Source organism: Deinococcus rhizophilus, assembly GCF_030271215.1.
Classification (GTDB): domain Bacteria; phylum Deinococcota; class Deinococci; order Deinococcales; family Deinococcaceae; genus Deinococcus; species Deinococcus rhizophilus.
On the sequence record NZ_JASNGB010000007.1, the window covers coordinates 18,547 to 44,517 of the forward strand.

Consider the following 25,971-nt stretch of genomic DNA (forward strand, 5'->3'; position numbering starts at 1 on the left):
CCCCGGTCTGCCGCGTCCAGGGGGCAGGGTGCGTTCCTGCGTTACCCTGCCGGGCGATGAGTGTCCGCATTCTGGCTGGCAGCGCCAAGGGCCGCGCCCTGAAGGTGCCCGCGAGTGCCCGGCCCAGCGGGGCGCGGGTCCGCAAGAGCCTCTTTGACCTGCTCGCCACCCGCGCCCCGGCTGGCACCTTCCTCGACCTGCACGGCGGCAGCGGCGCGGTGGGGCTGGAGGCCGCCAGCCGGGGCTACGCGGCCACCCTGATCGAGCGGGACGCGGCGGCGGTGCGGGCGATCGAGGGCAACGCGCGGCTGCTGGGCCTGCCCGTGCGGGTGGTGCGGGGCGACGCCTCGGCGCTGCTGGGGCGAGTGGGCGAGTTCGACGTGGTGTTCAGCGACCCGCCCTACGCGCAGGACATCCCGGCGCTGACCCGCCGCCTGCTCGCCTCGGGCGTGGTGGCCTCGGGCGGCCTGCTGGTGTGCCAGCACCCGGTGCAGGTGCGCCTGGGGGACGCGCCCGGCTGGGAGCGCGAGGAACGGGTCTACGGGAGCAACGTCCTGACCCTCTACCTGCGGGACGGGGAGAGCCGGGAGCCGGATAAGATCGGGACCACATGAACGCGGTCTTTCCCGGCTCCTTCGACCCCATCACCAGCGGCCACATGGACGTGCTGACGCGGGCCTCGCGCATCTTTGATCACGTGACCGTCACCGTGATGCACAACGCCCGCAAGCAGGGCAAGCACCTGTTCACGCTCGACGAACGGCTGGCGATCCTGCACGAGGCGACCGCGCACTTCGGCAACGTCAGCGTGGACACCTTCGGCGGCCTGCTGGTGGACTATATGGCCCAGCAGCAGCAGGGGCTGATCCTGCGCGGGCTGCGGGCGGTTTCCGACTACGAGTACGAACTCCAGATCGCGCACCTCAACCGCCAGATCGGGGAGGTCGAGACGGTGTTCATCATGGCGGCCACCCGCTGGAGCTTCGTCAGCTCCACGATGGTCCGCGAGATCGCCAGCTACGGCGGCGACATCTCCGAGATGGTGCCCCGCGCCTCGGCCTCGGCCCTGAGGCGCAAGTTCGCGGACGTGTACGCGGCGCGGGAAGCCGGGCAAGCGGCGGAGGTGGAATAGCACAACCCCCACGGCCCTGACGGGTGCGTGGGGGAGAGGCGGGCGCATTTTGGCTCAGGCGGTCGTCACACCCTGCGCCGCCGCCCGCAGCGCCTCCACCTTCCCGGTCTGCTCCCAGGGGAACTCGGGGCGCCCGAAGTGACCATAGGCGGCCGCCCGCGCGTAGATGGGCCGCAGCAGGTCCAGCTCGGCGATGATCGCCTGCGGACGGGCGTCGAAGTGCTCGCGGACGAGTTCGGCCAGCCGCTCGTCGCCCAGGGTACCCGTGCCGTACGTGTCCACCCGCAGCGAGACCGGACCCGCCCGCCCGATCGCGTAGGCGACCTCCACCAGTGCCCGCCGGGCCAGCCCCGCCGCGACGAGGTTCTTGGCGATAAAGCGGGCGTAGTACGCCGCCGAGCGGTCCACCTTGGTGGGGTCCTTGCCCGAGAAGGCCCCGCCCCCGTGCGGCACCGCGCCCCCGTAGGTGTCCACGATAATCTTGCGCCCGGTCAGGCCGGTGTCGCCGTGCGGCCCGCCGATCACGAAGCGGCCGCTGGGGTTGATGAAGTACTTGGTGTCGGGGGTCAGCAACTCCGCCGGGATGACGGCCCGCACCACCTGCTCCAGCAGGTCCGCCCGGATCTGCTCCTGGGTCACGTCCTCGCTGTGCTGGGTGCTGATCACCACCGTATCCACGAAGGTTTCCCGCGCCTCATGCGGCTCGCCGTCGCGGACCACCGTGACCTGCGCCTTGGCGTCGGGGCGCAGGTAGGGCAGGGTCCCGTTCTTGCGCAACTCGGCCAGCCTGCGCGTCAGCCCGTGCGCCAGCGAGATGGGCAGCGGCATCAGCTCGGGCGTCTCGTCGGTCGCGTAGCCGAACATCAGGCCCTGGTCGCCCGCGCCGATGCGCGAGTATTCGTTCTCCGGGCGGGCGCGTTCCTCCTCCGTCATCGCCCGCCACTCCTCAGACTCGTTGACCCCCCCGGCGATCTCGGGCGACTGCTCGTGCAGGGCCACCAGCACGGCGCTGTACTCGGCGTCGAAGCCGTAGTTGGCGCGGGTGTAGCCCACCTTCATCACGGCGTCGCGCACCGTTTTCTGCACGTCCACCCGCGCACTCTGCGCGGTGACCTCGCCCGCCACGACCGCCATGCCGGTGGTCAGCAGTGTCTCCACCGCGACCCGGCTGCCCGGCTCCTGGCGCAGAAACTCGTCCAGGATGGAGTCTGAGATAAAGTCCGCGAGCTTGTCCGGGTGACCTTCCGAGACCGATTCCGACGTGTAGTACTTCCGCATGCATACTCCTTCGTGCGGGGGGGCGTCTCACAGAACCGCCTGGAGAGGGATGTCGCTGCGGTCCCCGCACGGTGGCCGCCCTCCGGCGCGGGAGGAGGCGGCACCGGGGCAGCCTACTCCAGCAGTGCCGGGACGGAAAAGGGCATCCGGCTCCCGGGCAGCTTCAGAGCAGCGCCGCCGCGATCCCCTGCGGCAGTTCCCCCGCCAGCCGCTCCAGCGTGCGCTCGGCCGCTGAGCGCACCATCTTCTCGAAGGCGGCCCCGCCCCAGCCCTCGGCCTCCGGGAGCCGCAGGTGGGCGCGGAACTGGAACTCGAAGGCCATCTCGCCCGCCGCGTCCACCCGCGCCTGTCCCGCCACCTCGACCCAGGCCCGCTCGCCCGTGACGGGTTGGGGGCGCAGTTCTGCCCCGTCCGGCGTGGGCTGCAGGAGGCTGAAAAAGGGCAGGTCCACCTCGCCCAGCAGCGGCACGGGCACCACCAGTTCGCCGTGCACCCCCGCCGCGTCCCCCCGCAGGCCGCGCAGAAAGCGCACCCGCGACAAGGACACGCCCGCGTCGCGCACGAAGGCGAGCGCGGCCCCGTGTCCGCCGGGATGGGTCAGCGTGAAGGCTTGCCGGGCTTCAAACAGCACGGGGGCTCCGGTGGTCGGAAGGTGGCGGCTGACGGCTGACGGCTGACCGCTGGCTCAATCCACCCACTCGATCACCACCCGGTTCTCGCTGAGCGCGGCCTGAAGCTCGGCGTCGTTCGCGCTGCGGAGCCGGGGCAGGTGCGCGAAGCGGGGCGTGGCCGAGGCGTAGCCCAGCCGCACGACCACCTCGTCGCTGACCTCGTCCTTGCCGACGCGCCACACAAGCTGCCCGCCCAGCGCGTCAAGCTGCCGGATCACGTCCGGGGGCAGGGACGCCGGGGAGGGGTCAGGGGGAGAGCCGCCGGTCATGCGGGCCATTGTACGCGGGCGGGTGGGGCGCGGTAGAACGGTTCGTATGTCCCCCCACCCCCTCTCCTGGCGTGCCCTGGAAACCCGCGTCGGCCTCGACGCCCTGCCCGATTTTCACCGCGCCTTCCTGACCTGGCGCGGGGTGGAGGGGGCCGCCGGGATGCCCCTGCGCCGCGTGGGGCAACGGGTGGAGGCCGAACTCAACCGGCTGGTGCAAGCGGGCGGGGCCACCCGCGACGGGGACGACTGGCAGCTCTCGCCGGGGGCACTGGCGGGCTTTGACGCGGCGCAGGCCTACCTGTCGCCCGACCTGTCGGAAGGGGCCTGACCGGGCGCGACCTCGACCACCTCGGCCCGCCAGCCCTCGGTGAGCCATTCCTGCGCGGCAGCCTCGGCCTCGTCGGCACCGGGAAAGACCCGGCGCCCCCCCGCGTCGGTCTCCAGCCAGTGGGGTTCGTCGAGCAGGGCATCGTCCCCCGTGGGCATCCTTGTGGACGTATTGCAGGCGAACGGCGTAGGGCATCGCGGTCAGGCTACAGAATTCGCTGCCCGAGCAGGCTGGCGGCCATGCCCACCATCACCTCGGCGGTCTGGTTGCGGGTGTCGAGGACCGGGTTGACCTCCACGATGTCGAGGCTGGTCACCCGGCCCGACTCCGAGAGCAGCTCCATCAGCAGGTGCCCCTCGCGGTAGGTCAGGCCGCCGGGCACCGGGGTGCCCACGCCGGGCGCGACCGAGGGGTCGAGGGCGTCGGCGTCGAAGGAGACGTGCAGGCGCTCGGTGCCGGAGAGGCGCTCCAGCGTCTCCTCCGTGATGTGGGTGATGCCCAGCTGGTCGACGTCCTTCATGGTGTAGGCCTTGATTCCGGCTCCTCGCAGCAGCTCGCGCTCGTGGGCGTCCACGCTGCGGATGCCGATCATCACGATGTCCTCGGGCTGAAGGTGCCAACCCCCGCCCAGGCCGGAAAGCCGCGGGTCGCCCAGTCCGGTCAGGTGCGCGACGGGCATCCCGTGGATGTTGCCGCTGGGGCTGCTGTGGGGGGTGTTGTAGTCGGTGTGGGCGTCCACCCAGATCAGCCCGGTGCGCCGGGGGGCAGCGCCGCGCAGGGCGTTGCCCGTCACCGTGCCCATGCTGACCGAGTGGTCGCCGCCCAGCGTGACCGGAAAGGTGCCCTCCGGCAGCGCGGCCACCCGCTCGGCGGCGCTGCGGCAGGCGGCGATGATGGGGTCGAGGAAGATCAGGCCGCCTTCCGCGTGCTTGTCCACCGTCTCGGGGAGGGGCACTTCCACGTCCCCGAGGTCCGTGACCGTATGCCCCAGCCCCCGCAAGGTGCCCGCGAGATGCGCGTTTCGCAGCGCCGACGGCCCCATGTCCACCCCCCGGCGTCCCGCGCCGAGGTCCATCGGAATGCCCAGAATGCTCAGGTCCATACCCCCCAGGCTAAGGGCCGGGACGGGGTATGCCTCACGGCTGCAAGATTATGCCCCCGGCCACAGCGCCCCGCGCCCGGCACGCTACACTCGGCCGGTTCCTGTGCCTGCCCCCGCCGCCCTGCCCCCTGCCCCGCCGCGCCGCGTGATGGTGCTGGCCGACATGGTGCATCCCTTCGTGTACCGCGAGGGCTTCGGGAGAACGGCCCCGGCGGTGGACCTCGTGCTCGCGGCGGGCGACCTGCCGGGCTATTACCTCGAATTTCTGGCGAGCGTCCTGACCGTGCCCATCCTGTATGTCCACGGCAACCACGGCGACGAGTCGGTGGACGAGGGCGACGGCCCCATTCCCCCGCGCGGGGTCATCGCCGCGCATGGCCGGGTGGTGACGGCGGCGGGGCTGCGGGTGGCGGGCTGGGGCGGGGTGCCGCGCTACCGGCCCGGCGGCGAGGGCCAGTATTCCCCGTCGCAGGCCCGGCATGGCCTGGGGTGGCTGGCGTGGCAGGCCCGCCGGGGGGTGGACGTGCTGCTCACGCACGCGCCGCCGCTCGGGCCGCATACCGGCAGCGACTACGCCCACCGGGGCTGCCCCGAGATCACCCGCTTCATGGCCCGCCGCCGCCCCCGCCTCGTCGTCCACGGCCACGTCCACGAGTACGAGGGCCGCAAACCCGATTATGTGGACGAGGCCAGCGGCGCCTGCGTGGTCAACGCCTACGGCTACCGGGTGCTGGAACTGTGACGGCAGACTGTGAGAAGCCACGCGATTTTCCGGCGCCAGCACGCCATTTGTCTTAAGGGCGGGTGACCACTTGGCACATGTGGACGGCGGATGCGGGCGGCATACTTTCCCCTGGCTCCGGGAGGAGCCGGAGGGAGACGCCCACCTCCGATTCAACGGGCGCGCGAGCGGGCCGGAGGCCGGTCCCCCCGATTGGTTCAAGTCCAGTCACCCGCACCATCAGAGGGAGAGTTCACACGGGCTCTCCCTTTCCCCTTGGACCTCTTTTCAGTCCCTTTGGCCTAGCATCGGCGGGTGCCTGAATCGCCCACGACCAACGCCCAGCGCGTCACCCAGCTTCACCGCGCCTTCGGCTTCACCGTGCCGGAGCAGCCCACGGTCCCCCGCCCCGACCTGCTGAAGCTGCGGCGGACCTTCGTCCGGGAAGAAACGGCTGAACTGGAAGCCGAGTTCACGGCCCTGCTGACGCGTCTTCAGGGGGGCGAGGCCGTGCCTGCGGGCGACCTGACACCGCTGGCGCACGAACTCGCCGACCTGCTGTACGTGACCTACGGGGCCTTCACGGTCCTGGGCATCGACGCCGACGCGGTGTTTGCCGAGGTCCACCGCGCGAATATGGCGAAACTCGGCGGCCCCAGACGCGAAGACGGCAAGCTGCTCAAGCCTGAGGGCTGGCAGCCTGCCGATGTGCGGGGGGTGATTGAGGGGCAGGAGAGAGGCTAGGGCGGGGTCGCTCCTCGCCCCACTCTTAAGCGGTCAGAACGGCGTTTCCTCGTCGGCCACGGCGGCTGCCGCAGGACGGGCCTGAGGCTGGGCGCGGCTGGCAGGGGCCGGAGCAGGCCGGGGGTTGGCGGCGGCGGGGCGGCTGCCGGGGGTCGCGTAGCGGTCCTGCCGCTTGCCGCCCCGGAAGATCACCAGGGTGACGTATTCGAACTCGCCGTCGGCCTTCTCGCGCACGTGGTCGGGGTCGGTGTTCTTGGCGCCCCGGCTGTACTTGACGGCGGCGGGCAGCCTCATCTTGCGGCTCTCGACGGCCTCCAGCTCGCGGCGGCGGTAGGCGTGGCCCCGGTGGATGACCAGTTCCTCGCCGTCGGGGCTGGTCCACTTGCGGGCACCGATCAGGTTCCAGTCGAAGTCGACCTCGTTGTCGAAGGGGAACTGGTAACCCCCGCTGGGGACGTCGCCGGTCGTCCATCCCAGGCGGCCATACTGCCGCTGAACGTCGAGCAGCTTGTCGGCGCTCTCCACGTCCACCGTGACCCTCGCGCCCAGATCGGTGATGAATTCGATGTGCAGCATGCTGCCTCCTTACGTAAATAACATAACACAGGTCAGGTGGCTGTGCAGCCCCGTCACCCGTCCTGGGGCGTGATCCGCAGCAGCAGCCCCCGCAGCGTGGCCCGCTCGTCGGGCGTCAGGTCCCTCAGCAGGGCTTCCTCGTGGGCGACGTGGGCTTCCAGCAACCTGTCCACGGCGGCGCGGCCCTCCGGGGTCAGGGCGGCGCGGACGCTGCGGCGGTCGCGTGGGTCAGCGAGGCGGGCCACCCACCCCCGGCGCTCCAGCCCGTCCACCCGTTTGGTGACGGCGGGCGGGGTCACGGCCATCAGCGTGCCGAGTTCGCCCAGCGTCAGGCCCCCCGGCGGGGCCGAGCGGCGCAGGGTCGCCAGCACGTCGAAGGCCGAGGGGGTCAGATCGTGCCGGGCGAAAAAGGCGTCGAGGGCGGCTTGCAACGTCTGGTTCGTCCGCTGCAGGGCGATTACCGTGAGCATGGGGCCGGGGTCCAGGTCCGGCCGCTCCCGGCGCCAGTCCTGCCCGATGCGGGCCAGCAACTCGGCGGTCTTCACCGGGGCCGCCCCGCCGCCCGCTGGCGGTCCCCGGCGAGCAGGGCGACGGCGGCGAGCAGCAGCAGGGCGCTGAGGCCCTCGGCGGCGGAGGGAAGCCGCTGCGCCTGCCCCAGCCAGCCCAGCGCGGGGAGCGCGAGCGCCACGAGCAGTTGCCCCAGCGTCGCGGCCACCGTCCCCACGCCCACCCCCAGCCGGGCCGCCCCGATCAGGTTGAGGGTGACGTAGGTGGCCCCCAGCAGCCCGCCCGTCAGCATCCACAGCGGCGGCAGATGCGCCGGACCCTCCCGCCCGACCCCGGCCAGCCACAGGAGGGCCAGCAGCACCCCGCCCACCACGAAATTCACCAGGGTGGCCGCCAGCGGGGTGCCCAGTGCCCGCGCCAGCCGCACGTTAAAGGCCAGCCCCGCCGCGAGGCCGATGCCCGCTCCCAGCGTGCCCAGCAGCAGCCCGAGGTTCACGCTGCCCCCCACAGCCGCAGCCCCAGCGCGGCGAGGACCAGCGCCAGCGCCCCCGCCCGCGCCGGGTTGACCCGCCGCCGCTCCAGCCCCAGTCCCCCCAGGTGGTCGAGCCCAATCGCCGTGACGACCTGCGCGGCGATCACCAGCGTGGTCGCCACGGCGGTCCCCAGCGCCTGCGTGAGCACCACGCTGCCCACCACGTAGGCGCTGCCGACGACGCCTCCCAGCCAGCTCCAGCGCGGGGCCTGCCGGGCCGCCGTCCAGTCGGGGCGTTGTCGGCTCAACCCCAGCAGGACCAGCAGCCCCAGGGTGCCCGCCGCGTAGGACAGCGTGCCCGTCAGTGTCACCGACCCCAGATGGTCGGCCAGCGCCCCGTTGACCGCGAATTGCAGCGGAAGCAGCCCCCCGGCCAGCACCGTCAGGACGAGGGCGGGCCAGAACGCCCTTGGCTCTCTCCTCTTCCCGTGCATCTCGTTCATAGGGAAATAGTTTACCAGAAAAAGAGTCTCGCCTGGTTCCGATTCGGCTCACAGGAGGGCGCTGCTAGACTCGCCGCAGATGCCCAGCGCGATTGCCCGTCTCCGTGACGCTGTCAACGACATTCAGGGGTGGCTGGCGACCTCCCCCAATCCCGGTGAGGCGGTGGTGCGGCAGGCCATCGTGCTGCGGCTGTTGCAGGCGGCAGGCTTCGACATCTGGAACCCGGCCGCGGTGGTGCCGGAGGAAACGAACGCGACCGGGAACCGCGCCGACTTCCTGATACGGGCCGGGGCGGGTAAGTTCGCGCTGGAGATCAAGGGCATGGGCGTGACGTTGGGGGCGGTTCACTTCCAGCAGGCAGCCACCTACGCCGTCAACGAGGGCACCCGCTGGGCCCTCGTCACCAATGGCCGCGTCTGGATCGTGATCGACGAGCACCTGCCGGGCAAGTGGGAGAAGAGGGTCGCCCTGCGGGTCGAACTCGGGCAGGAGGGCGACACCTTCGCCGCCGACCTCGCCACCCTGCTCGACGCGGAAACGTGGCGGGCAGACGCCTTTGCCGGGGCAGTGGCCGCCGTGCGCCAACGCCAGCAGCAGCGGCTGGACGAGGCCCGCATCCACAAGGAGAAGCGTCCCATCGTGGAGGCGATTCAGGCCAGGTACCAGATTCCCACCTTCGACCTCGCCGCCGAGAACGCGGTGGAGGCGGGCAAGATTACCGAGGCAGAGCGGGACGTGCTGCTGTGCAAGCCTGGAAAACAGGTGGCGTCCAGCCCGAACGCGGGTCAGTCGCCCGTCACCCCCGCACCAGAACTCCACTTCACCTACCGGATTCTGGAAGCCGAGGCGCGGGCCATCTACCGCCCCGGTGACGGGACATGGACGGTGCTGGCGGGGAGTACGGCCCTGAACCGGGTCCTCGGTCAGGATGGGAGCAACGCCCAAGGCATAGAGAAACGCAGGAAACAGCTCAGGGAAGGCGGCCAGCTTGCCGTCAAGAGCGGGACGCTGCTGGAGTACCTCCAAGATGTGAAGTACCACAGCGCCAGTACTTCTGCGGTGGATATCGCCGGGGCCTCCCGGAACGGCTGGATTTGCTGGAAAGATTCCGAGGGCCACCCCGCGCAGGAGTACCGCCCCACCCATCAACCCGACTGACCCCGCACCCGCCGCGAGACCGTCCCCAGAAACAGCGCCAGCACCGGCCCCTGCTCCCCGCGCCGGACCTCCACCCGGTAGGTTGCCAGGGTGCGGCCCACCCGCTCGGGCGTGGCGACGGCGATCAGCTCATCGCCCGGCCGCGCGGCCCGGAAAAAGCTCAGGTGCGTCTCGACCGCGACCGCCTGCGCCTCCAGGTTGCTGATCGCCGCGAACGCCTCGTCCGCGAGGCTGAACAGCAGGCCGCCGTGCGCGGTGCCGTGCATGTTCAGCCCGCCTTCCGTGACGGTCAGCGCGACGCGGGTCAGGCCCGGCGTGGCCTCCAGCAGCCGCATTCCCAGCGTGTCGGCGTAGCTCATGCCTCAGCGTAAGGGGAGAGTGCGGACGTAAGCTTGTCGTGCAGTTCACCCAGGCGGCGGAATCCGGTGGCGAGGTGGGAACCCTGTCCCTGAATGGCGGGGTATTGCAGGGCGCCCAGTGTGCGGGCCTGTTCCTGAAGAAGTTGGGCAGCGTGGTCCTCACCGATCAGGTGTAAGGCGTGCGCGGCGTCGGCCTTGCGGCGGGTGCCGACACGGAGGCCGAAGTGAATCAGCAGTTGCTGAATGTCCTTACTCAGGCGGTCCTCCACTCGGTCAGCCAGGGCTTCCAGTCCTGCTCGGCCGCCCAGCGTCCCGGGAGGAACGGGAAGGTCGCAGCCATTCAGCCATGCCGCCGCATATGGCAGAGACTGGCGGAGGGCATCCAGCGGAGTCACCGACCGGACACGCTGGAAGTCCGTTCGCATGGCGTAGGCCTCGCCGTACCCGATCTCTTCTGCCTTCCACGCCCGGCAGAACGCCTGGACAGGCAGCGTCGCCCACGGGTGCCCCTGCGGGTCATGCATGATGATCTCTTCGTGCTGCACGTCCAGCACCGTGACGAAGTGGTCGGCCCCACTGGCGCGGTCGCTGCCCGGTTGATGAAGTAGCAGGCCCATATCCAGCGGGCCGACCACCACCGGGCCGTCCCGCACATGTCGCCTGAGAACGGACATGGCTTCATTCGCGCTCCCGGAGGTGTGCTTGCGGCAGGTGTATCCCAGCAGGTCAAGCGCCTGATCAAGGCCCAGGTCCGGGTCCCACCCGAAGGGGTCAAACAGGGGGACTCGCCCTGCCAGCCACTGAAACCCGAAGGGCGAGCCGGTCAGGGTCTCCACGATGGCAGGACTGGGCGCGTCCGGCCCCAGGGCGGAGATCAGCGAATTGGTAAAGCAGTACGGTCCACTGCCGAAATAGGGGAGAATCTGTGTCATTGGGAGTCCCCCGGCACGAAGGGGCAGGCGACCTCGCCCGCCGGGTCGCCGGGTCCCGCCGCCTCCCACCCGTAGGGATAGACCTCGCGCACGGACAGGGCGCTCCGGGTGCCATGGGCGCGGATGTAGCGGTTCACGGCGTCGTAGGCGGCCATCAGTTCGTGGTACTCGAAGTCAGCCTTGCAGACGGTCACAAAGGCTTCCGTATGGGCGGGTTCCTCGCGGGCGGTGAGGTCGCCGCCCGGCTGGACCTGTCCCCGGTAGGGCACACCCACCTCGACCGGGCCGTCGGAGTCGGCGCCCACCTCACCGTGGTAGATCACGACGGGCGGGCCCGCTGTCTCGGCGCCCTGCTGGCGCAGCTCGGCGTGCAGGCGCTCCAGAGAGCGGCCGATCAACGCGCTGAGGTCGGGCAGGAGGACGCGGCGCTGAACAGTCAGGACCGTCTGGGCGGGCACGTCGCGGGACTGGACTTCGTAGGTGGTGGGCATGGGATCTCCTCGGAGGGTGTGGATAAGGTGCCGCGCGACGGCGGCCCGCTGAAGGTGAAGGGCCTGCACCTCTGCCCAGTGCGCCTCCACCCGTCCGGCCCGCTCGTGCAGTGGGGCGCCGAGCAGAGCGCGGATGTCGGCCAGCGGCATCTCGACCGTGCGCAGCAGGCCGATCAGGCGGGCCGTCCCAATCTGGGCGGGCGTGTAGAAGCGGTAGCCCGTGTCCGGGTCCACCCGGGCGGGGGGCAGCAGGCCGAGGTCGTCGTAGAGCCGCAGCGCCCTCTGGCTCAGGCGCGAGGCGCGGGCAAAGGCGCCGATAGAAAGGGGGTCCGTCGAAAGGGGGTCCTGGGTGTCGGTCATGCGGCCTCCGGAGGTGAGGGCAGCATGCGGCCTGCCCCTGGGGGAGGGTCAAGCGCCCGCTATCCTCCGCCCATGTCCCCCGACCTCGCCGCCACCGTGGACCTGCTGCTGCGACTCATGAATACCCCCAGCCCCACCGGATTCACCGAGGGAGCGATCCGGCTGCTGGAGGCCGAGCTGGACACCCTGGGCGTGCCTCATGCCCGCACGAAGAAAGGCGCCCTGACCTGGGAAGTCGCCGGGACGGGCGCGGGCCACACCACCTTCAGCGGGCACGTGGACACGCTGGGGGCGATGGTCAAGGAGATCAAGGACAATGGGCGGCTGCGCCTCGCCATGCTCGGGGGCTACGACTGGGCGACCGTCGAGGGCGAGTACGTACAGGTGCATACCGGGAGCGGCGCGGTCGTCACGGGCACCGTCGTGAACACCCTCCAGAGCACCCACGTCCACGGGCCCGCCCTGCGCGAGCTGAAGCGCGAGCAGGCCGTGATGGAGGTCCGGCTGGACGCCCGCACCGCCTCCCCCGAGGAGACGCGGGCGCTGGGGATCGAGGTGGGCGATTTCGTGAGCTTCGAGCCCCGCGCCGTGCTCACCGACGCCGGGTACATCAAGGGCCGTCACCTCGACGACAAGGCGGCTGTCGCCGTCTTCGTGGGCGTGACCCGCGCCCTGCTGGGGGCGCCGCCCGCCCGCACGGTCGCCTTCCACATCACCACCTACGAGGAGGTCGGGCACGGGGCCGCCACCGGCATCCCGCCCCGCACCGACGAGCTGATCGCGGTGGACATGGCCGCCGTGGGCGAGGGGCAGACCAGCAGCGAGCACCACGTCACCCTCTGCGTGGCGGACAGCGGCGGGCCGTATGACCACGCGCTCGGAGGCCGCCTGCGCGAGTCGGCGCGGCGGGCGGGGCTGGAGTTGCGGGTGGACCTCTACCCCTACTACGCCTCGGACGGCACGGCGGCGTGGCGGGCGGGCGGCGACTACCCGGTCGCCCTGATCGGTCCCGGCGTGGACGCCAGCCACGCCTACGAGCGCACCCACACGGACGCGCTGGAGGCCACCGCCCGGCTGATGCTGGCGCACGTGCGGGCTGGATAACCCCACACAGTACGCGGCGCACACCCGCGCTAGCATCGGCCCTGGCTCCCGTCCCACGCGGGATCAGTCCACGCGGGACCGGGGCCGACCTCTTTCGGGGCGGGGTGAGACTCCCCACCGGCGGTGACCCAGCTCCTGGCTGGTCAGCCCGCGAAGCCCGCGCAAACTGCACGACGCGGGGGCCCGATCCGGTGCGATTCCGGGGCCGACGGTAAGGGGGACGTGACGGGCCGAATGGCAGTCACTCCCGAAGTCCGGATGGAAGAAGGAGGCCGCTTTGCCCGCCACCCCGGCGGGCGGCGACACTGTATGTCTGGAATGAACAGTCCTGGGACTGGCGCCCTGTCCGTTGGAGAGGGGCCACGCCCGGAAGACGCAGAGCACATGGCCCTCGCGCTCGCCCAGGCCGCGCGGGGTCTGGGCCGCACCGCCCCCAATCCCCCGGTGGGCTGCGTGATCGTGCAGGGCGAGGAGGTGGTGGGCCTGGGCTTTCACCCCCGCGCCGGGGACTCCCACGCCGAGGTCTTCGCGCTACGGGAGGCGGGCGAGCGGGCACGCGGCGCCACCGCCCACGTCACCCTCGAACCGTGCAGCCACTTCGGGCGCACCCCTCCCTGCGCCGACGCCCTGATCGCGGCGGGGGTGGCGCGGGTGGTGGTCGCGGCCCTCGACCCCAATCCGCAGGTGGCCGGGCGCGGCGTGCGGCGGTTGCGCGAGGCCGGGCTTGAGGTCACGGTTGGCGTGGGCGAGGCCGAAGCTTTGCGCCAGCAATCCGGCTTCCGCTCGCTGGTCACGCGCGGGCGGCCCTGGGTGGTCTACAAGTACGCGGTGACGCTGGACGGCAAGGTCGCGGCGGCGGGCGAGGCGAACGGGGCCGTCACCTCCGCTGAAGCGCGGGCGCGGGTGATGCGCTGGCGCGACGAGGCCGACGCCATCGGGGTGGGCATCGGCACCGTCCTGGCCGACGATCCCCGGCTCACCACGCGCGGGGTGGAGGGAGGGCGCGACCCCCGCCCGGTGATCTTCGACCCCCGCGCCCGCACCCCCCTGACCGCACGGGCGCTGCGCCCCGGCACCATCCTCGTGACCGCCCCGGAGGCCGACACCCGCGCCCTGGAGGAACGGGGAGCCGCCGTGCTGCGGGCCACCGGCCTGCCCGACGCGCTGCACCAGCTCGGCCGCCTGAACCTCTCCAGCCTGCTGCTGGAGGGCGGTCCCACCCTGGCGAGCGCTCTGTTCGCGGCCGGGCTGATCGACGAGGTGCGGGCGCTCGTGGCCCCCAAGCTCCTCGGCGCGGGCCTCTCGCCGCTGAGCGGTCCCGCGCGGGGCATGGCCCAGGCTGCCGCCCTGCGCGACCCCCACGTCGAACCCCTCGGCCCGGATGTCCTTATCTCGGGCCTGCTGCATGACATTCCCCGCCTGAGCGCGGGAGGAGAGAACTGATGTTCACCGGAATCGTGGAACAGGTCGGCCGCGTCACACACGCCGCCGAACACAACGGCACCCTCACCCTGACAGTCACGCCGGAGCGGATGTGGCCGGACCTCGTGCCCGGCGAGTCGGTCGCCTGCTCGGGCGCCTGCCTCACCGTGACGGGGTGGGACGGCGCAGGCTTCAGGGTGGACCTCAGCCGCGAGACGCTCGCCAAGACCGCGCCGCACTGGGGGGTCGGGGCCCGGCTCAACCTCGAACGGGCGATGACCGCCTCGGGCCGCTTCGGGGGCCATGTGGTGAGCGGGCATGTGGACGGCACGGGCGAGATTCTGGAGATGCGGGAGGAACCCGGCGCGTACACCCTGCGCGTCCGCGCCGCGCCGCACCTCGCCCGCTACCTGGTGCCCAAGGGGAGCATCACCGTGGACGGCGTCTCGCTCACCGTCGTGGACATGGGCGGTCCCGGTGGCAGCCGTGCGGACCTTGCCCCCGACGAGTTCACCCTCTGGCTGGTGCCGCATACGCTGGAGGTCACCACCCTGGGCGACTGGCGCCCCGGCACGGTCGTCAATCTGGAGGCCGACCAGATGGCGAAGTATGTCGAGCGGCTGCTGCTGATGCGCGATTTCGGGCGGGCGGAGGTGGCGCGGTGACGTCCACTTCTCCCTCCCCACAACCCACCGCCCTGGCTTCCATCCCCGACCTGCTCGCCGAGCTGCGGGCCGGGCGCCCCGTCATCCTGGTGGACGACGAGGGCCGCGAGAACGAGGGCGACCTGCTGATGCCCGCCGAGACCGCGACGCCCGAGTGGGTCAACTTCATGGCGCGGGAGGGCCGGGGCCTGATCTGCGTGACCCTGCCCCCCGAACGGGCCGCCGAGCTGGACCTCGCGCCGATGGTCCGCTCGGGCACCGATCCCAACGGCACGGCCTTCACGGTCAGCGTGGACCATGTCAGCAACTCCACCGGGATCAGCGCCTACGACCGCGCCGCGACGATTGCGGCGCTGGCCGACCCGGCAGCGGCCCCCGCCGATTTCCGCCGTCCGGGGCATATCTTCCCGCTGGTCGCCCGTCCCGGCGGGGTGTTGCGCCGCGCCGGACACACCGAGGCGGGCTGCGACCTCGCGCGGTTGGCGGGCTTCGCGCCCGTCGGCGTGATCTGCGAGATCATGGGCGACGACGGCGAGATGAGCCGCCTGCCCGACCTCCTCGCGTTTGGGGAGCGCCACGGCCTGAAGGTCGGCTCCATCGAGGCCCTGATCGCCCACCGACTGGAACACGACCCCTTTCTGCGGATCGTCGCGGAGGCGAAGTTGCCCACCGAGTACGGCGAATTCCGGCTGGTGGGCTTCGAGGACGGCCTCTCGGGGGCCGAGCACGTCGCGCTGGTGATGGGCGAGGTCGGGGAGGAACCGCTGCTGGTGCGGGTGCATTCCGAGTGCCTGACCGGGGACGCCTTCCACTCGCTGCGCTGCGACTGCGGTCCCCAGCGCGACGCGGCGATGCGGGCGATCGCCCGGGAGGGCCGGGGCATCCTCGTCTACCTGCGCCAGGAGGGCCGGGGCATCGGCCTGCTGAACAAGATTCGCGCCTACGCCCTGCAAGACGCCGGGGCCGACACGGTGGACGCCAACCTGCAACTCGGTTTTCCCGCCGACGCCCGCGACTTCGGGATCGGCGCCCAGATGCTGCACCTGCTGGGCGCCCGGCGGCTGCGGGTCCTGACCAACAACCCCCGCAAACTGCACAGCCTGGGCGGCTTCGGGCTGGAGGTCGTCGAGCGGGTGCCGCTGCACGTCGGCCAGAACGCGCACAACGCGGGGTATCTGGCGACGAAGGGAGCGCGGCTGGGGCATCTGCAGTAGGAGGGCAGGGGAGAGGGCGGCGGATACACAAGTCCGCCGCCCTTTCTGCCGACCCGGTTACAGCGTCACGCCGTACAGCGCCCCGTACTTCTCCCGCAGGTACCCCAGATACGGCTCGACCGTCATGCCCTGCCCGGTCGCCCGCTCCAGCAGCTCGTTCGGGGTATAGCGGCGGCCGTGGGCGTAGACGTTCCCCCGCAGCCAGCCGTGCAGCCGCCCGAAGTCGGCGCGGGCGATATCGCCCTCCAGGCCGGGGTTGGCTTTTTCTGCGGCGGCGTAGAACTGCGCGCTCAGCACGTTGCCCAGCGTGTAGCCCTGAAAGGCCCCGCCGATGCTCCCGAAATACCAGTGAACGTCCTGCAAGACGCCGTTCACGTCGCTGGGGGCGCGCAACCCCAGGTTCTGTTCATAGGCCGCGTGCCAGGCGTCGGCGAGGTCGCGCACTGCCAGCCGCCCCGACAGCAGCTCGCGCTCCAGCTCGAAGCGGGTGATGACGTGCAGGTTGTAGGTCAGCTCGTCGGCGTCGGTGCGGATCAAGGAGCGGGCGACCACGTTGGAGGCGCGGTGCATCTCGTCCTCGGTCACGTCGGCGAGTTGCTCGGGGAAGGCGTCGCGGAACTTCCCGAAGTACGCCGCCCAGAAGGCCCGGCTGCGCCCCACGAGGTTCTCCCACAGCCGCGACTGGCTCTCGTGGACCCCGGCGCTCACGCCGCCGCCCAGTGGGGTGCCCAGCAGGTCTTCCGCCACGCCCTGCTCGTACATCGCGTGGCCCGACTCGTGGAGGGTGGAGTACAGCGCTTCCGTCGGGTCGTTGTCCTTGACGCGGGTGGTGATGCGCACGTCCGCGCCACCCAGCCGGGTCATGAAGGGGTGGTGGGTGAGGTCCTGCCGCCCCCGCGTGAAGTCGTAGCCGTAGTCGCGGATCACGCTCTCCCCGAAGGCGAGTTGATCGGCACCGGGGTAGTGCCGGGCCAGGAAGTCGGTGCGGGGCGCCTCGGCCCCACTCACGGCGTCCACCATGGGCACCAGCGCCTCCCTGAGCGCCGCGAAGACCTCGCCAACCTGCGCGGCGGTCATGCCCTCGTCGGACTGGTCGATGAAGTAGTCCATCGGGTCCGCGAACTCCGGGAAGTAGCTCGCCGCCTGCAGGCTGAGGTCCAGCGACTTCTCCAGGTAAGGCACCATCCGCGCGAAGTCGTTGCCGGGCCGCGCCCCGGTCCACGCCGAGTAGCTCTCGCCGCCGTGCCCGCTCCACTCGGCCACGAAGGCGGCGGGAAAGCGCGTCGCCTCCTCGAAGTCCTTGCGGGCGACGGCGATCATGCGCGACTGGATGGGGGAGAGGTCGCCGCGCCCGCCCAGCGTGTCCAGCAGCCGCCCGTAAGCCGGGTCGGTCGCCCGCTCGTGGCGCAGGCGCGAGAGCAGCGCCCGTTGCCGCGAGCGCCCGGCGGCGGCCCCGGCGGGCAGGTAGGTGCTCTGGTCCCAGCCCAGCAGGGAGCCGATGCTGCCCAGGTCGGCGAGTTCCTGAAACCGGGTCTGGAGTTCGGCCCAGGCCGGGTCGGTACGGGTTGTGGTCATGGAACTCAAGGTAGCGTGCCGCACCAGGAGAAGCGGCAAATCTGCTTGCCTTCTCCGCGAGGTGTGTATTGAATGAGCGGCGGAGGAAAACCATGAAAAAGATTGTGATGCTCGCTGCTGTCGCCGCACTTGGCCTCTCTGCCTGCGCCCCCAAGTACAGCCCCACCACCCTCAAGCCTGTCTCGGACATGAGCTGCGCGGAGATGCAGGAGGACTACACCAAAGCCCTTGCCGTCCGCGCCCAGGCCGAGGACAAGAAAGGGCTGAGTACCGAGAATGTCCTCTGGACGCTGTTTTTCTTCCCGGGTGCGGTCGTGAACGAACTGGACAACCGCGATGTCATCGAGAAGGCGGATGGCCGTATCGCAGAGCTGCGCAAGGCCGCTCCCCTCAAGGGCTGCGAACTGAAGTCCTGAACCCGGAGCGACAGGGAGGCGGCGTGAGGCTTGTGCCTGACGCCGCTTCACCTTTCCGGGCAGGCGCTCTGCTGTGCTGGCCCCATGACCGACGAGCAACTCTCCCGCCGACTCTCCTACCTGCTGCGGCACGCGCCGGACAAGATGAATGTGACGCTGGAGCCGGGCGGGTGGGCCCCCGTGGAGGCCGTGCTGCGGACCCTGCGGGTGCCCCGGCCCCGGCTGGAGCGGGTGGTCGCCGCCGACCGCAAGGGCCGCTACACCCTCCAGGAGGGGCGCATCCGCGCCAACCAGGGCCACAGCGTGGAGGTGGACCTGCGGCTGCCCCTGACCGTGCCGCCGCCCCTGCTGTACCACGGCACCCACGCGGGCGTGCTGGACGCGATCCGGCAGGAGGGCCTGAGGCCGATGGGCCGCCACCACGTCCACCTCTCCCGCGACCAGGAGACGGCGCGGCAGGTCGGGGCGCGGCGCGGGAGGCCGGTCGTGCTCACCGTGCAGGCCGGGCGGATGTACGCGGCCGGGCACCCCTTCTACCGCAGCGAGAACGGGGTCTGGCTGGCGGAGGCGGTGCCGCCGGAGTTCCTCACCTTTCCCTGAAGCCCCGCCGTATCCCTCGCGCGGAGGGCTGAGGCAGGCTGGAGGGAATGGCAAAGCATGAAGTCGGTTCGGACCTCCGTCAGGCGGGAGCGCAGGCCGCGCAGCAGGTGCAGGCCGGGGTCACGGGGGGCGTGCGCCGGGCGGCCCCATGGCTGGAAGCGCTGGCCCGCTTCGGCTACGCCAGCAAGGGCGTGGTGTACGCGGCGGTCGGCCTGCTCGCGCTGGGCACGGCGCTGGGAGGGCGAACAGGTACGGCCGACAGTCAGGCCGTCTTCACGCGGGTGCAGGATCTGCCGCTGGGGGGCGTGCTGCTGTGGCTGCTCGCGGTGGGCTTGCTGGGCTACGCGGCGTGGCAACTGGTGCGGGCGCTCCTCGACCCGGAGGGCCAGGGCACCCGGCCGGGTGGGGCCGCGCGGCGGGCCGGGTACCTCGTCAGCGGGGTGGTGAATGTCGGCCTGGCCCTCGCGGCGGTGCGGTTGGGGACCGGCGGGGGGAATCCGGGGCAGAACCTCGCCCGGCAGGTGCTGGAGTGGCCCGGCGGTCCGCTGCTGCTGGGGCTGGCGGGGCTGGCGCTGCTCGGAGCCGGGGCCGCGCAGCTTGTCTCGGCCGCGCGGGGCAAATTCATGGAGGGGGTGGCCCTGCGTGATCAGGCCGCCCGGCACGCGGACCTCGTGCGGCGGGTGGGGCAGTTCGGCATCGCGGCGCGGGGGCTGGTGCTGGGGGGCGTCGGAGCCTTTCTGCTGAGTGCCGCCTTCCGTGACAACGCGGCGCGGGTGCGCGACACGGGCAGCGTTCTCGACTGGCTGCGCGACCAGCCTGCCGGGCCCTGGCTGCTGGGGCTGGTCGCGCTGGGCACCCTCGCTTACGGGCTGTGGTGCTTCGTCCAGGCGGCCTACCGCCGCATCCGGGTGGGCGTGTGACCCTGGAGGAAGCCCGCGCCGCCCTCCACACCGCCCGCCGTGTGGCCGTCCTGACCGGCGCGGGCGTCAGCGCCGAGAGCGGGATTCCCACCTTCCGCGACGCCCAGACGGGGCACTGGGCCCGCTTCCGCCCGGAAGACCTCGCCAGCCCCGGCGCCTACCGCCGCGACCCGAACATGGTGTGGGAGTGGTACGCGGGCCGCTACCGGGACGTGACCCGCGCTCAGCCGAACAAGGCCCATCACCTTCTCGCCCTGCTGGAACGCGAGAAGGGGGACGGCTTTTTCCTCGCCACCCAGAACGTGGACGGCCTGCACGCACGGGCGGGCAGCGAACGTCTGGTGGAACTGCACGGCAACCTCAGCACCGCCCGTTGCGAGGCGTGCGGGACCGTCGCGCCCCTGCCCGCGCCGGACACCTTCACCCCCCCGCCGACGTGTCCCCTCTGCGGCTCCCGCATGCGCCCCAACATCGTCTGGTTCGGGGAATTCCTGCCCGAACTCGCGCTGGAGGCTGCCACCCGCGCCTTTCAGGAAGCCGAGGTGGCCCTGATCGTGGGCACCAGCGGCCAGGTCTACCCGGCGGCGGGTCTCGCGCTGGAGACGCGGCGGGCGGGCGGCGTGGTCATCGAGGTCAACCCCGATGAGACCGAACTCACGTCCTCCCTGACTCACAGCGTGCGGGACGTGGCGTCAAAGGGACTGGCGGCGCTGATGGGCGAGGCTTGACCACCCCAACCGGGACGCCTGTCACACCCTCCCCTCCGCCCCACCTGTTAAACTTCCCCGTTTGACCGGGGCCACTGGTGTCCCGTACAGGGGGATGACGTGACCGCAGCCGAAGCCATGCCGCAACTGAACGAGGTGTTTCCCGCACCGATCAAGACCGTGGAACCGGGCAGCCCCGCCGAGCGTGCGGGGGTCAGGCCCGGCGACCTGCTGATCCGGGTGAACAGGCAGAGCGTGACCGACGTGCTGGCCTACCGTCACCTGCTCGCGCAGGGGCGGGCCACGCTGGAGATCAGCCGCCCGGTGGAGCGCCCCTCGGTCCTCTCCGGCGTCCTCGGCGTGGCGCAGGACCACCACCGCCTTGAATACGACCCGGCGGCCCCCACCTTCACCTTCGACGTGGAATGGGAGGACCCCGGCCTCGACTTCGAGGAGGTTCTCTTCGACGGCATCAAGAAGTGCGCCAACAAGTGCGACTTCTGCTATGTCCATCAGATGCCGCGCGGCTTTCGCAAGAGCCTCTACATCATGGACGACGACTACCGGCTGTCCTTCCTCTATGGCTCCTTCGTCACCCTGACCAACCTGACCGAGGGCGACATCAACCGGATTCTCATTGAAAACCTCTCGCCGCTGTACGTCTCGGTTCACACGGCGAACCAGGACCTGCGCCAGGACCTGATGAAGTGGTGGAAGCTCAAGGTCAAGGACCCCCAGGCCGTGCAGATTCGCGGGATGATCGAGCGGCTGGAATCCATCGACCTCTACACCCAGATCGTCCTGGTGCCGGGCCGCAACGACGGCGAGCACCTCGACGACACGGTGGAGTACCTTAGCAGCCGCCCCAACGTGATCTCGGCGGCGGTCGTGCCCATCGGCCTGACCGGGCACCGCAAGAACCTCCCCGACGTGCGGACCTTCACGCGGGAGGACGCGCAGGACACCCTGGCCCGCCTGAACCGCTGGCGGCGGCAGTTCCTGGCCGAGCGCGGCACCCGCTTTGTCTTCCCCTCCGACGAGCTGTACCTGCTGGCGGGCGAGCCGCTCCCCACCGAGGAGGAATACGAGGGCTTCCCCATGCTGGAAAACGGCGTGGGCATGATCCGCGACTTCCTGACCGAAGGGCTGCCCGAGCTGCCCGCCGCGCTGCCCGCGCCCCGCAAGGTGATTCTGGGCACGGGGCTGCTGTTCGCCGGGTCGCTCGACCGCGCCGTGGAGCCGCTGCGCCAGATCGGGGGCCTGGAGATCGAGGTCCGGCCCGTGGAGAACAAGACCTTCGGGCGCGTGACGACGGTGGCAGGCCTGCTGACGGGCCGCTGCTTCCGTCACGCCGTCAAACCCGGCGAGGCCGACCTGCTGATCGTCCCGCCCACCACCCTGCGCTACGGCACCGAGCTGATGCTGGACGACACCAGCCTGACGGAGCTGCGGACCGAGTTCCGCATGGACGTGCGCCCCGGCGGCGCGACCCTGGGCGAGCTGGCCCGCGTCATTCTCGACGGCGTGCAGAGCAGCGGCCACCAGTGGGGCATGAGCGCCCACGCGGTCAAGGAAAGCCGGGGGCAGGCGTAACGGGGCTGTCAAATGTGACCTGATCTGCGGATCGCGTTAGGCTGAGCCATGTTTCAGGGCTTCCGGGATTTCGTGTTGCGCGGCAATGTCGTCGATCTGGCCGTTGGTGTGGTTATCGGAGCGGCCTTCACGGGTATCGTGACGGCCTTTTCCAATGGATTCATCAACCCATTGATCAAGGCGATCACCGGGGGCGGGGCGCAGGTGGGCGGCACCTTCAGAGTGAACGGGGCGGTGTTCGACTACGGCGCCTTCATCACGGCGGTCCTCAACTTCCTGATCGTGGCGGCCATCCTGTATTTTCTGGTGGTGCTCCCGGTCAACCGGCTCAACGAGCGTCTCAAGCGCGGCCAGCAGGCCCCGGTCGCCGAGCCCAGCAACCAGGAAAAACTGCTCGCCGAGATTCGTGACGAGCTGCGCCGCAGACCCTGACCGGGGCAGGCTGCCCTATCCTCTGACCATGCCGATGAATCCCGCCGAGCTGCACGCCCGCACCTTCCGGATGCACCGCGAGGCCCTGATGGACCTCTACGCCGAACTGCCCGAGGAGCACGGTACCTTGGCCGCGTGGGAAGGCGGCATGAGCTTTATCGGGCAGGCCGACCACCTCGCCGACAGCAGCGTGATGATGCTGGGCATGATCGCGGGGCAGGCTCCCCAGCGCCCTGCCCCTGGCGGCGGCAGTACCAGCGTCGCGGACGTGCGCGAGCGCCTGCGCCAGACCACCGAGCAGGTCGCCTCAGCGGTGGCCGCCCTCAGCGCAGATGACCTGGCCCGTACCGTGCCCGCCTTCGGGGGCCGCCCCCTCCCCGTCGCGGCCCTGCTCGACATGCTGATCGGCCACGAGGCCCACCACAAGGGCCAGGTCTGGGTCATGGCCCGGCAGGTGGGGGTCAAGCCGCCGATGTTCGTGAAGATGGGGTAATTCCGGGCGCCGCCCCGAGCGAAGCGAGCAGGAGAAGGGCGGTGTTCCCCGCAGCAGACGACCTGGCGGCGCTTTTCCGGGAGGTCGGGAGTGGAGAGGAAGGTCGCCTGTCGCCAGGAAATCAGAGAGGCGGAAGGCTCAGGCCCGAGCGTTCCGCCTCTTTTCTCGCTGGTCGCTAATTCACCAGCTTCGTCTTATTCGTCACGAAATCCATCAGCACGTACTGGCCGATGTTCTGCGGCGTCGTGAAGTAGGCCTTGCCGCGCGTCATCTCGGAGACGCGGCGCACGAAGCCGACAAGTTCGGGGTCGCGGGCCAGCATGAAGGTGTTGACCTGGATGCCGGAGCGGCGGCAGTTGGCGACCTCGCGTAGGGTGGCGCCCAGCACGTAGGGGTCCAGCCCGTAAGCGTTCTTATAGATGCGGCCGTCGGGCAGCGTGAGGGCCGAGGGCTTGCCGTCGGTGATCATCACGATCTGCTTCATGTCCTTGTTCTCGCGCTTCAGCAGCTGCTGCGCCAGCCGCAGGCCGCCCGCCGTGTTCGTGTGGTACGGCCCGATCTGCGCCTGCGCGAGCTTGGAGACCGGCACCTCCTCGGCGGAGTCGTGGAACAGCACGAACTTGACCGTGTCGCCGGGGTACTGGGTCCGGATCAGGTGCGCCAGGGCGAGGGCGACCTGCTTGGCGGGCGTAAATCTATCCTCGCCGTACAGGATCATGGAGTGCGAGCAGTCGAGCAGCACGATGGTCGCCGCCGAGGAGTTGTACTCCGCCTGCCGGATGACGAGGTCGGATTCCTCGAGCTGGTCGAAGCCCTTGCCCATGATGTTGCCCAGGGTGGCCGTCGTGTCGAGGTTGAGGGTGTCCCCGAACTCGTAGTTCTTGAGCTCGCCGGTCATCTCGACGCCGGAAGCGTACTCGCGGGTGTCGTGGGCGCCCGCGCTGGAGCGGCCCAGGCCCCCCATCAGGTCGCGCAGGCTCTTGTAGCCCAGAAAGTCGATGCTCTTGTCGGTGAGCTGAAAGCGCGACTCGCCGCTCTGGCCCTGCCCGCCCTGGCCCTCTTCCTCGTCGAACTCCTTGCGAATAAAGCCGTCCTGCTGGAGCCGGTCCATCAGGCGCTCGATCTGCTGGCCCAGCGGCGTCTCCCGCACGTCGTCGGCCTGCAGGGCCTCCAGAAGCTGCTCTTCCGGAATCATGCCCCGGTCGGCGAGCGCTTCCAGAATCGCGTCGAAGAGGTCGTCCATGGAGGGACGCGCGTTGGGATCGGGGTCGTAGGGGTCATTCATGCCCTGCCCCAGCAACGCTTCCTGAATCATCTGCATCAGCTCGCTGGAGTCGAGCTGGTCGAGTTCGCCCTCGAACTTGCTGTACCGCGTAACACGCGCCATACCGGTGACCTCCGTGGGGGGCAGCATGGCGCGTCCCGCCGCCCAGATTTGTAATGCCCCGCGCTAGGCCGTCAGCTTGACTGCGCGGCGGCCCATCACGCCCGCCCCAGCAGCGGGCTCATCTGCCCCTTGTCCCGGTGATTCACGCCTGAAGATGCCCGGTCCTCGAGTCTGCCCCGCCCCCGAAGGAGCCCCAGGAGTTATCGCCCCGGTGCCCTCCCGGTTCGGTAACGGATTGGACGGAAGCCGTATCACCCCTCTGGACAGGCTCTCCTGGCAGGGCCTGTCCCTTTTCCACTTTCCCCGGAGTGCCGCCCTACAATTCCCCCTGTGTCTCCCCACTCGCTCGGTCTGCTGCTGCTTGTGCTCGTCACGCTGCTGTGGGGCAGCACCTTCGCGGTGGTCAAGGAACTCGGGGAGTTGCTGCCGCCCGCCGTGCTGATCGCGTGGCGCTTCCTGATCGCCACGCTGGCGCTGCTGCCTGTGCTGTTGCTCACGCGGCGGCAGGAGGCGGAATCCTCTCCCCCGGGACGCCCCCTGTGGCGCGACGGCCTGATCCTGGGCGCGTGGCTGATCGCGGGATACGGCACCCAGACGATTGCCCTGCAAACGACGGGGGCCAACCGCGCCGCCTTTTTCACGGCGCTGAGCGTGGTGCTCGTGCCGCTGTGGCTCACGGTCGCGCAGCGCCGCCCGTTGCCCTGGGGGCTGTGGCTGGCGCTGCCGCTGGCCGTCGGGGGACTGGCCCTGCTCTCCTGGGAGGGCGGCAGTCTGGTCGTGGGAGACGCCTGGGCGTTGGCCTGCGCGGTGACCTACGCGGGCTTCATCATCGCGCTGGAGCGCACGGCGAGTCGGCACGGGGCGCTGCGCTTCACGATGGCGCAACTGCTGGCGGTCACGGCGCTCGCCTGGGTATGGGCGCTGATCGCCGAGCCGGGGGCGCTCTGGCCGCCCGCCGCCGCGTGGGGACCGCTGCTGTACCTCGGCGTGGCGGCGACCGCCGTGACCACGCTGCTTCAAACGGTCGGGCAGCGCCGGGTCAGCGCCGCCGAGGCCAGCCTGATCTATGCGCTGGAGCCGGTGGCCGCCGCGCTGTTCAGCTTCCTGCTGATCGGGGAGCGCATCGGCCTGCGCGGGGCAGTCGGCGGGCTGCTCGTCGTGGTCGCCACCCTGCTGGGGCAGCGGGCGGGCGAGGCGCACCCGGAGACGCCCACCCCGCAGGCCGAAGTCTCCTGATACGGGTTCGGTCTGTCTCGTCAGTACACCGGGACAGCACCGGTTGGCCCACTCCACGCCCGGAACCCGTGTCTCTCCCACTCGCGCTGCTCGGCTTGAATCACTGCGTCAACGGGTCAATCGGAGTCCATATGAAGCCCTAGAGCATTGGACAGACTGACGGCCCCCGGGGAAGGGCGCCCCAGGGGCCTCCCCGAATGCCCAATGCTCCTCTTCAATTCGCTCGCTCTGCTGCGCAGCTTTGCAAGTCCGCTCGGCCAACGAATGCGGAAACCCACCGCATTCTTATGGCAAATGCTCTAACGTCGGTCGGGCACCAGCAGGGTCCGCAGTGCTGGAGAGGCGCTCCAGACGTCCATCAGGCCCTCGCGGAAGGTCGAGCGGCGCACGGCGGCCTGCAGCGGGGCAGGCAGGTCGGCCGACGGGTAGACCCCCGTACGTCCCTGGGCCCCCACCCGCACGCCCAGCGGAAAGCCCAGGGTCAGGGCTGCCACCAGCAGGCCGCCCAGCAGCCAGCCGCCCAGCGCCCCGGCCCCGCTGTGCCACAGCGGCGTGGCCCCGGCCTGCGACATCCCGAGGCGCCGCAACCCCACGTTCAGGGCC

General features: G+C 70.7%; 33 protein-coding genes and 1 riboswitch. Of the genes, 18 read left to right on the forward strand and 15 right to left on the reverse strand.

All coding sequences use genetic code 11. The features are described from left to right. Nucleotides 1–56 precede the first annotated feature (56 nt). Together QOL99_RS01900 and coaD are read left to right on the forward strand one after the other, a co-directional pair. On the forward strand, nucleotides 57–614 hold the full coding sequence (locus QOL99_RS01900) for an RsmD family RNA methyltransferase (RefSeq protein WP_285520924.1): 558 nt from the start codon (nucleotides 57–59) through the stop codon (nucleotides 612–614). Next, nucleotides 611–1,132 (forward strand): pantetheine-phosphate adenylyltransferase, encoded by a 522-nt coding sequence (gene coaD / locus QOL99_RS01905; protein ID WP_285520925.1) that lies wholly within the window; start codon nucleotides 611–613, stop codon nucleotides 1,130–1,132. Before QOL99_RS01900 ends, coaD begins: the two co-directional genes overlap by 4 nt. Before the next feature lie 54 nt (nucleotides 1,133–1,186). Here the strand turns inward: coaD and metK are convergent, their stop codons facing one another. From metK to QOL99_RS01920, 3 genes are all read right to left on the reverse strand, one after another. Continuing rightward, on the reverse strand, nucleotides 1,187–2,410 hold the full coding sequence (metK, locus tag QOL99_RS01910) for a methionine adenosyltransferase (protein ID WP_285520926.1): 1,224 nt from the start codon (nucleotides 2,408–2,410) through the stop codon (nucleotides 1,187–1,189). A gap of 163 nt (nucleotides 2,411–2,573) precedes the next feature. Further along, nucleotides 2,574–3,041, reverse strand: coding sequence for a DUF3809 domain-containing protein (locus QOL99_RS01915; RefSeq protein WP_285520927.1), 468 nt, complete (start codon nucleotides 3,039–3,041; stop codon nucleotides 2,574–2,576). A 54-nt stretch (nucleotides 3,042–3,095) separates the two neighbouring features. Continuing rightward, a complete protein-coding gene (locus QOL99_RS01920) occupies nucleotides 3,096–3,350 on the reverse strand; it encodes a DUF3248 domain-containing protein (RefSeq protein ID WP_285520928.1) in 255 nt (84 codons plus the stop codon). A 46-nt stretch (nucleotides 3,351–3,396) separates the two neighbouring features. On the opposite strand from QOL99_RS01920, the gene QOL99_RS01925 reads away from it, so the two are divergent. After that, nucleotides 3,397–3,678 carry a hypothetical protein gene (locus tag QOL99_RS01925; protein WP_285520929.1) on the forward strand — a complete coding sequence of 94 codons (282 nt, stop codon included), beginning with the start codon at nucleotides 3,397–3,399 and terminating at the stop codon, nucleotides 3,676–3,678. Here QOL99_RS01925 and QOL99_RS01930 read toward each other — a convergent pair. Then, nucleotides 3,645–3,836: a hypothetical protein gene (locus QOL99_RS01930; RefSeq protein ID WP_285520930.1), complete on the reverse strand. Its 192-nt coding sequence runs from the start codon at nucleotides 3,834–3,836 to the stop codon at nucleotides 3,645–3,647. The genes QOL99_RS01925 and QOL99_RS01930 overlap by 34 nt on opposite strands. Before the next feature lie 47 nt (nucleotides 3,837–3,883). Further along, entirely contained in the window at nucleotides 3,884–4,780 is an 897-nt protein-coding gene (gene rocF, locus QOL99_RS01935) for an arginase (RefSeq protein ID WP_285520931.1), read from the reverse strand. Between the two features lie 148 nt (nucleotides 4,781–4,928). Here rocF and QOL99_RS01940 point away from each other — a divergent pair, with 148 nt between their 5' ends. Together QOL99_RS01940 and QOL99_RS01945 are read left to right on the forward strand one after the other, a co-directional pair. Continuing rightward, entirely contained in the window at nucleotides 4,929–5,522 is a 594-nt protein-coding gene (locus QOL99_RS01940) for a metallophosphoesterase family protein (RefSeq protein ID WP_285520955.1), read from the forward strand. Between the two features lie 294 nt (nucleotides 5,523–5,816). Then, a complete protein-coding gene (locus QOL99_RS01945) occupies nucleotides 5,817–6,245 on the forward strand; it encodes a pyrophosphohydrolase domain-containing protein (RefSeq protein WP_285520932.1) in 429 nt (142 codons plus the stop codon). Between the two features lie 33 nt (nucleotides 6,246–6,278). Here QOL99_RS01945 and QOL99_RS01950 read toward each other — a convergent pair whose 3' ends face one another. From QOL99_RS01950 to QOL99_RS01965, 4 genes are read right to left on the reverse strand one after another with little or no spacing between them, the layout of a single operon-like run. Further along, nucleotides 6,279–6,821: a single-stranded DNA-binding protein gene (locus QOL99_RS01950; RefSeq protein ID WP_285520933.1), complete on the reverse strand. Its 543-nt coding sequence runs from the start codon at nucleotides 6,819–6,821 to the stop codon at nucleotides 6,279–6,281. 53 nt (nucleotides 6,822–6,874) lie between these two features. After that, a complete protein-coding gene (locus QOL99_RS01955) occupies nucleotides 6,875–7,366 on the reverse strand; it encodes a MarR family winged helix-turn-helix transcriptional regulator (protein ID WP_285520934.1) in 492 nt (163 codons plus the stop codon). Further along, nucleotides 7,363–7,824, reverse strand: a complete 462-nt coding sequence (locus QOL99_RS01960) for a DMT family transporter (protein WP_285520935.1) — start codon at nucleotides 7,822–7,824, stop codon at nucleotides 7,363–7,365. Before QOL99_RS01960 ends, QOL99_RS01955 begins: the two co-directional genes overlap by 4 nt. Next, nucleotides 7,821–8,303, reverse strand: a complete 483-nt coding sequence (locus QOL99_RS01965) for a DMT family transporter (protein ID WP_285520936.1) — start codon at nucleotides 8,301–8,303, stop codon at nucleotides 7,821–7,823. The genes QOL99_RS01960 and QOL99_RS01965 overlap by 4 nt, the downstream gene beginning before the upstream one ends. A 79-nt stretch (nucleotides 8,304–8,382) precedes the next feature. Between QOL99_RS01965 and QOL99_RS01970 the strand changes: the two genes are divergently transcribed. Continuing rightward, nucleotides 8,383–9,462, forward strand: coding sequence for a DUF4357 domain-containing protein (locus QOL99_RS01970; protein WP_285520937.1), 1,080 nt, complete (start codon nucleotides 8,383–8,385; stop codon nucleotides 9,460–9,462). Here the strand turns inward: QOL99_RS01970 and paaI are convergent. Genes paaI through QOL99_RS01985 form a run of 3 tightly spaced genes read right to left on the reverse strand, consistent with a single transcriptional unit; the run spans nucleotide 9,450 to nucleotide 11,604 of the window. Beyond that, the gene (paaI, locus tag QOL99_RS01975) at nucleotides 9,450–9,821 is read right to left on the reverse strand and encodes a hydroxyphenylacetyl-CoA thioesterase PaaI (RefSeq protein ID WP_285520938.1); all 372 of its coding nucleotides are present in this window, start codon (nucleotides 9,819–9,821) and stop codon (nucleotides 9,450–9,452) included. The genes QOL99_RS01970 and paaI overlap by 13 nt on opposite strands. Further along, nucleotides 9,818–10,753: a hypothetical protein gene (locus tag QOL99_RS01980; RefSeq protein ID WP_285520939.1), complete on the reverse strand. Its 936-nt coding sequence runs from the start codon at nucleotides 10,751–10,753 to the stop codon at nucleotides 9,818–9,820. The genes paaI and QOL99_RS01980 overlap by 4 nt, the downstream gene beginning before the upstream one ends. Next, nucleotides 10,750–11,604 carry a MerR family transcriptional regulator gene (locus QOL99_RS01985; RefSeq protein ID WP_285520940.1) on the reverse strand — a complete coding sequence of 285 codons (855 nt, stop codon included), beginning with the start codon at nucleotides 11,602–11,604 and terminating at the stop codon, nucleotides 10,750–10,752. The genes QOL99_RS01980 and QOL99_RS01985 overlap by 4 nt, the downstream gene beginning before the upstream one ends. Before the next feature lie 72 nt (nucleotides 11,605–11,676). On the opposite strand from QOL99_RS01985, the gene QOL99_RS01990 reads away from it, so the two are divergent. The 4 genes from QOL99_RS01990 (at nucleotide 11,677) to QOL99_RS02005 (ending at nucleotide 16,009) form a co-directional block, all read left to right on the forward strand. Then, nucleotides 11,677–12,708, forward strand: a complete 1,032-nt coding sequence (locus QOL99_RS01990; protein ID WP_285520941.1) for a M42 family metallopeptidase — start codon at nucleotides 11,677–11,679, stop codon at nucleotides 12,706–12,708. An 86-nt stretch (nucleotides 12,709–12,794) separates the two neighbouring features. Beyond that, nucleotides 12,795–12,982: riboswitch (FMN riboswitch) on the forward strand. Between the two features lie 110 nt (nucleotides 12,983–13,092). Further along, nucleotides 13,093–14,151, forward strand: a complete 1,059-nt coding sequence (gene ribD, locus QOL99_RS01995) for a bifunctional diaminohydroxyphosphoribosylaminopyrimidine deaminase/5-amino-6-(5-phosphoribosylamino)uracil reductase RibD (protein WP_285520942.1) — start codon at nucleotides 13,093–13,095, stop codon at nucleotides 14,149–14,151. Continuing rightward, on the forward strand, nucleotides 14,151–14,795 hold the full coding sequence (locus tag QOL99_RS02000) for a riboflavin synthase (protein WP_285520943.1): 645 nt from the start codon (nucleotides 14,151–14,153) through the stop codon (nucleotides 14,793–14,795). Before ribD ends, QOL99_RS02000 begins: the two co-directional genes overlap by 1 nt. After that, the gene (locus QOL99_RS02005) at nucleotides 14,792–16,009 is read left to right on the forward strand and encodes a bifunctional 3,4-dihydroxy-2-butanone-4-phosphate synthase/GTP cyclohydrolase II (protein ID WP_285520944.1); all 1,218 of its coding nucleotides are present in this window, start codon (nucleotides 14,792–14,794) and stop codon (nucleotides 16,007–16,009) included. The genes QOL99_RS02000 and QOL99_RS02005 overlap by 4 nt, the downstream gene beginning before the upstream one ends. A 57-nt stretch (nucleotides 16,010–16,066) precedes the next feature. Here QOL99_RS02005 and QOL99_RS02010 read toward each other — a convergent pair whose 3' ends face one another. Further along, entirely contained in the window at nucleotides 16,067–17,584 is a 1,518-nt protein-coding gene (locus QOL99_RS02010) for a carboxypeptidase M32 (RefSeq protein WP_285520945.1), read from the reverse strand. Nucleotides 17,585–17,676: 92 nt separating this feature from the next. Between QOL99_RS02010 and QOL99_RS02015 the strand changes: the two genes are divergently transcribed. The 7 genes from QOL99_RS02015 to QOL99_RS02045 all read left to right on the forward strand — a co-directional run bounded on the left by QOL99_RS02015 (nucleotide 17,677) and on the right by QOL99_RS02045 (nucleotide 22,745). Then, complete coding sequence (locus QOL99_RS02015; RefSeq protein ID WP_285520946.1) at nucleotides 17,677–18,000, forward strand: hypothetical protein; 324 nt, start codon at nucleotides 17,677–17,679, stop codon at nucleotides 17,998–18,000. A gap of 84 nt (nucleotides 18,001–18,084) precedes the next feature. Next, nucleotides 18,085–18,600, forward strand: coding sequence for an RNA 2'-phosphotransferase (locus QOL99_RS02020; RefSeq protein WP_285520947.1), 516 nt, complete (start codon nucleotides 18,085–18,087; stop codon nucleotides 18,598–18,600). A 47-nt stretch (nucleotides 18,601–18,647) separates the two neighbouring features. After that, nucleotides 18,648–19,520, forward strand: coding sequence for a DUF1206 domain-containing protein (locus QOL99_RS02025; RefSeq protein WP_285520948.1), 873 nt, complete (start codon nucleotides 18,648–18,650; stop codon nucleotides 19,518–19,520). Next, nucleotides 19,517–20,248 (forward strand): SIR2 family NAD-dependent protein deacylase, encoded by a 732-nt coding sequence (locus QOL99_RS02030; RefSeq protein ID WP_285520949.1) that lies wholly within the window; start codon nucleotides 19,517–19,519, stop codon nucleotides 20,246–20,248. Before QOL99_RS02025 ends, QOL99_RS02030 begins: the two co-directional genes overlap by 4 nt. Before the next feature lie 117 nt (nucleotides 20,249–20,365). After that, entirely contained in the window at nucleotides 20,366–21,820 is a 1,455-nt protein-coding gene (locus QOL99_RS02035) for a DUF512 domain-containing protein (protein WP_285520956.1), read from the forward strand. Nucleotides 21,821–21,868: 48 nt separating this feature from the next. Then, the gene (gene mscL / locus QOL99_RS02040) at nucleotides 21,869–22,252 is read left to right on the forward strand and encodes a large conductance mechanosensitive channel protein MscL (RefSeq protein WP_285520950.1); all 384 of its coding nucleotides are present in this window, start codon (nucleotides 21,869–21,871) and stop codon (nucleotides 22,250–22,252) included. A gap of 28 nt (nucleotides 22,253–22,280) precedes the next feature. Next, entirely contained in the window at nucleotides 22,281–22,745 is a 465-nt protein-coding gene (locus QOL99_RS02045) for a DinB family protein (protein WP_285520951.1), read from the forward strand. A 175-nt stretch (nucleotides 22,746–22,920) separates the two neighbouring features. On the opposite strand, the gene QOL99_RS02050 is transcribed toward QOL99_RS02045, so the two are convergent. Then, nucleotides 22,921–24,132 (reverse strand): vWA domain-containing protein, encoded by a 1,212-nt coding sequence (locus QOL99_RS02050; protein ID WP_285520957.1) that lies wholly within the window; start codon nucleotides 24,130–24,132, stop codon nucleotides 22,921–22,923. 330 nt (nucleotides 24,133–24,462) lie between these two features. On the opposite strand from QOL99_RS02050, the gene QOL99_RS02055 reads away from it, so the two are divergent. Then, nucleotides 24,463–25,368: a DMT family transporter gene (locus QOL99_RS02055; protein ID WP_285520952.1), complete on the forward strand. Its 906-nt coding sequence runs from the start codon at nucleotides 24,463–24,465 to the stop codon at nucleotides 25,366–25,368. A gap of 299 nt (nucleotides 25,369–25,667) precedes the next feature. On the opposite strand, the gene QOL99_RS02060 is transcribed toward QOL99_RS02055, so the two are convergent. Next, the coding region (locus tag QOL99_RS02060) for a hypothetical protein (RefSeq protein ID WP_285520953.1) at nucleotides 25,668–25,971 on the reverse strand (304 nt) is incomplete at its 5' end.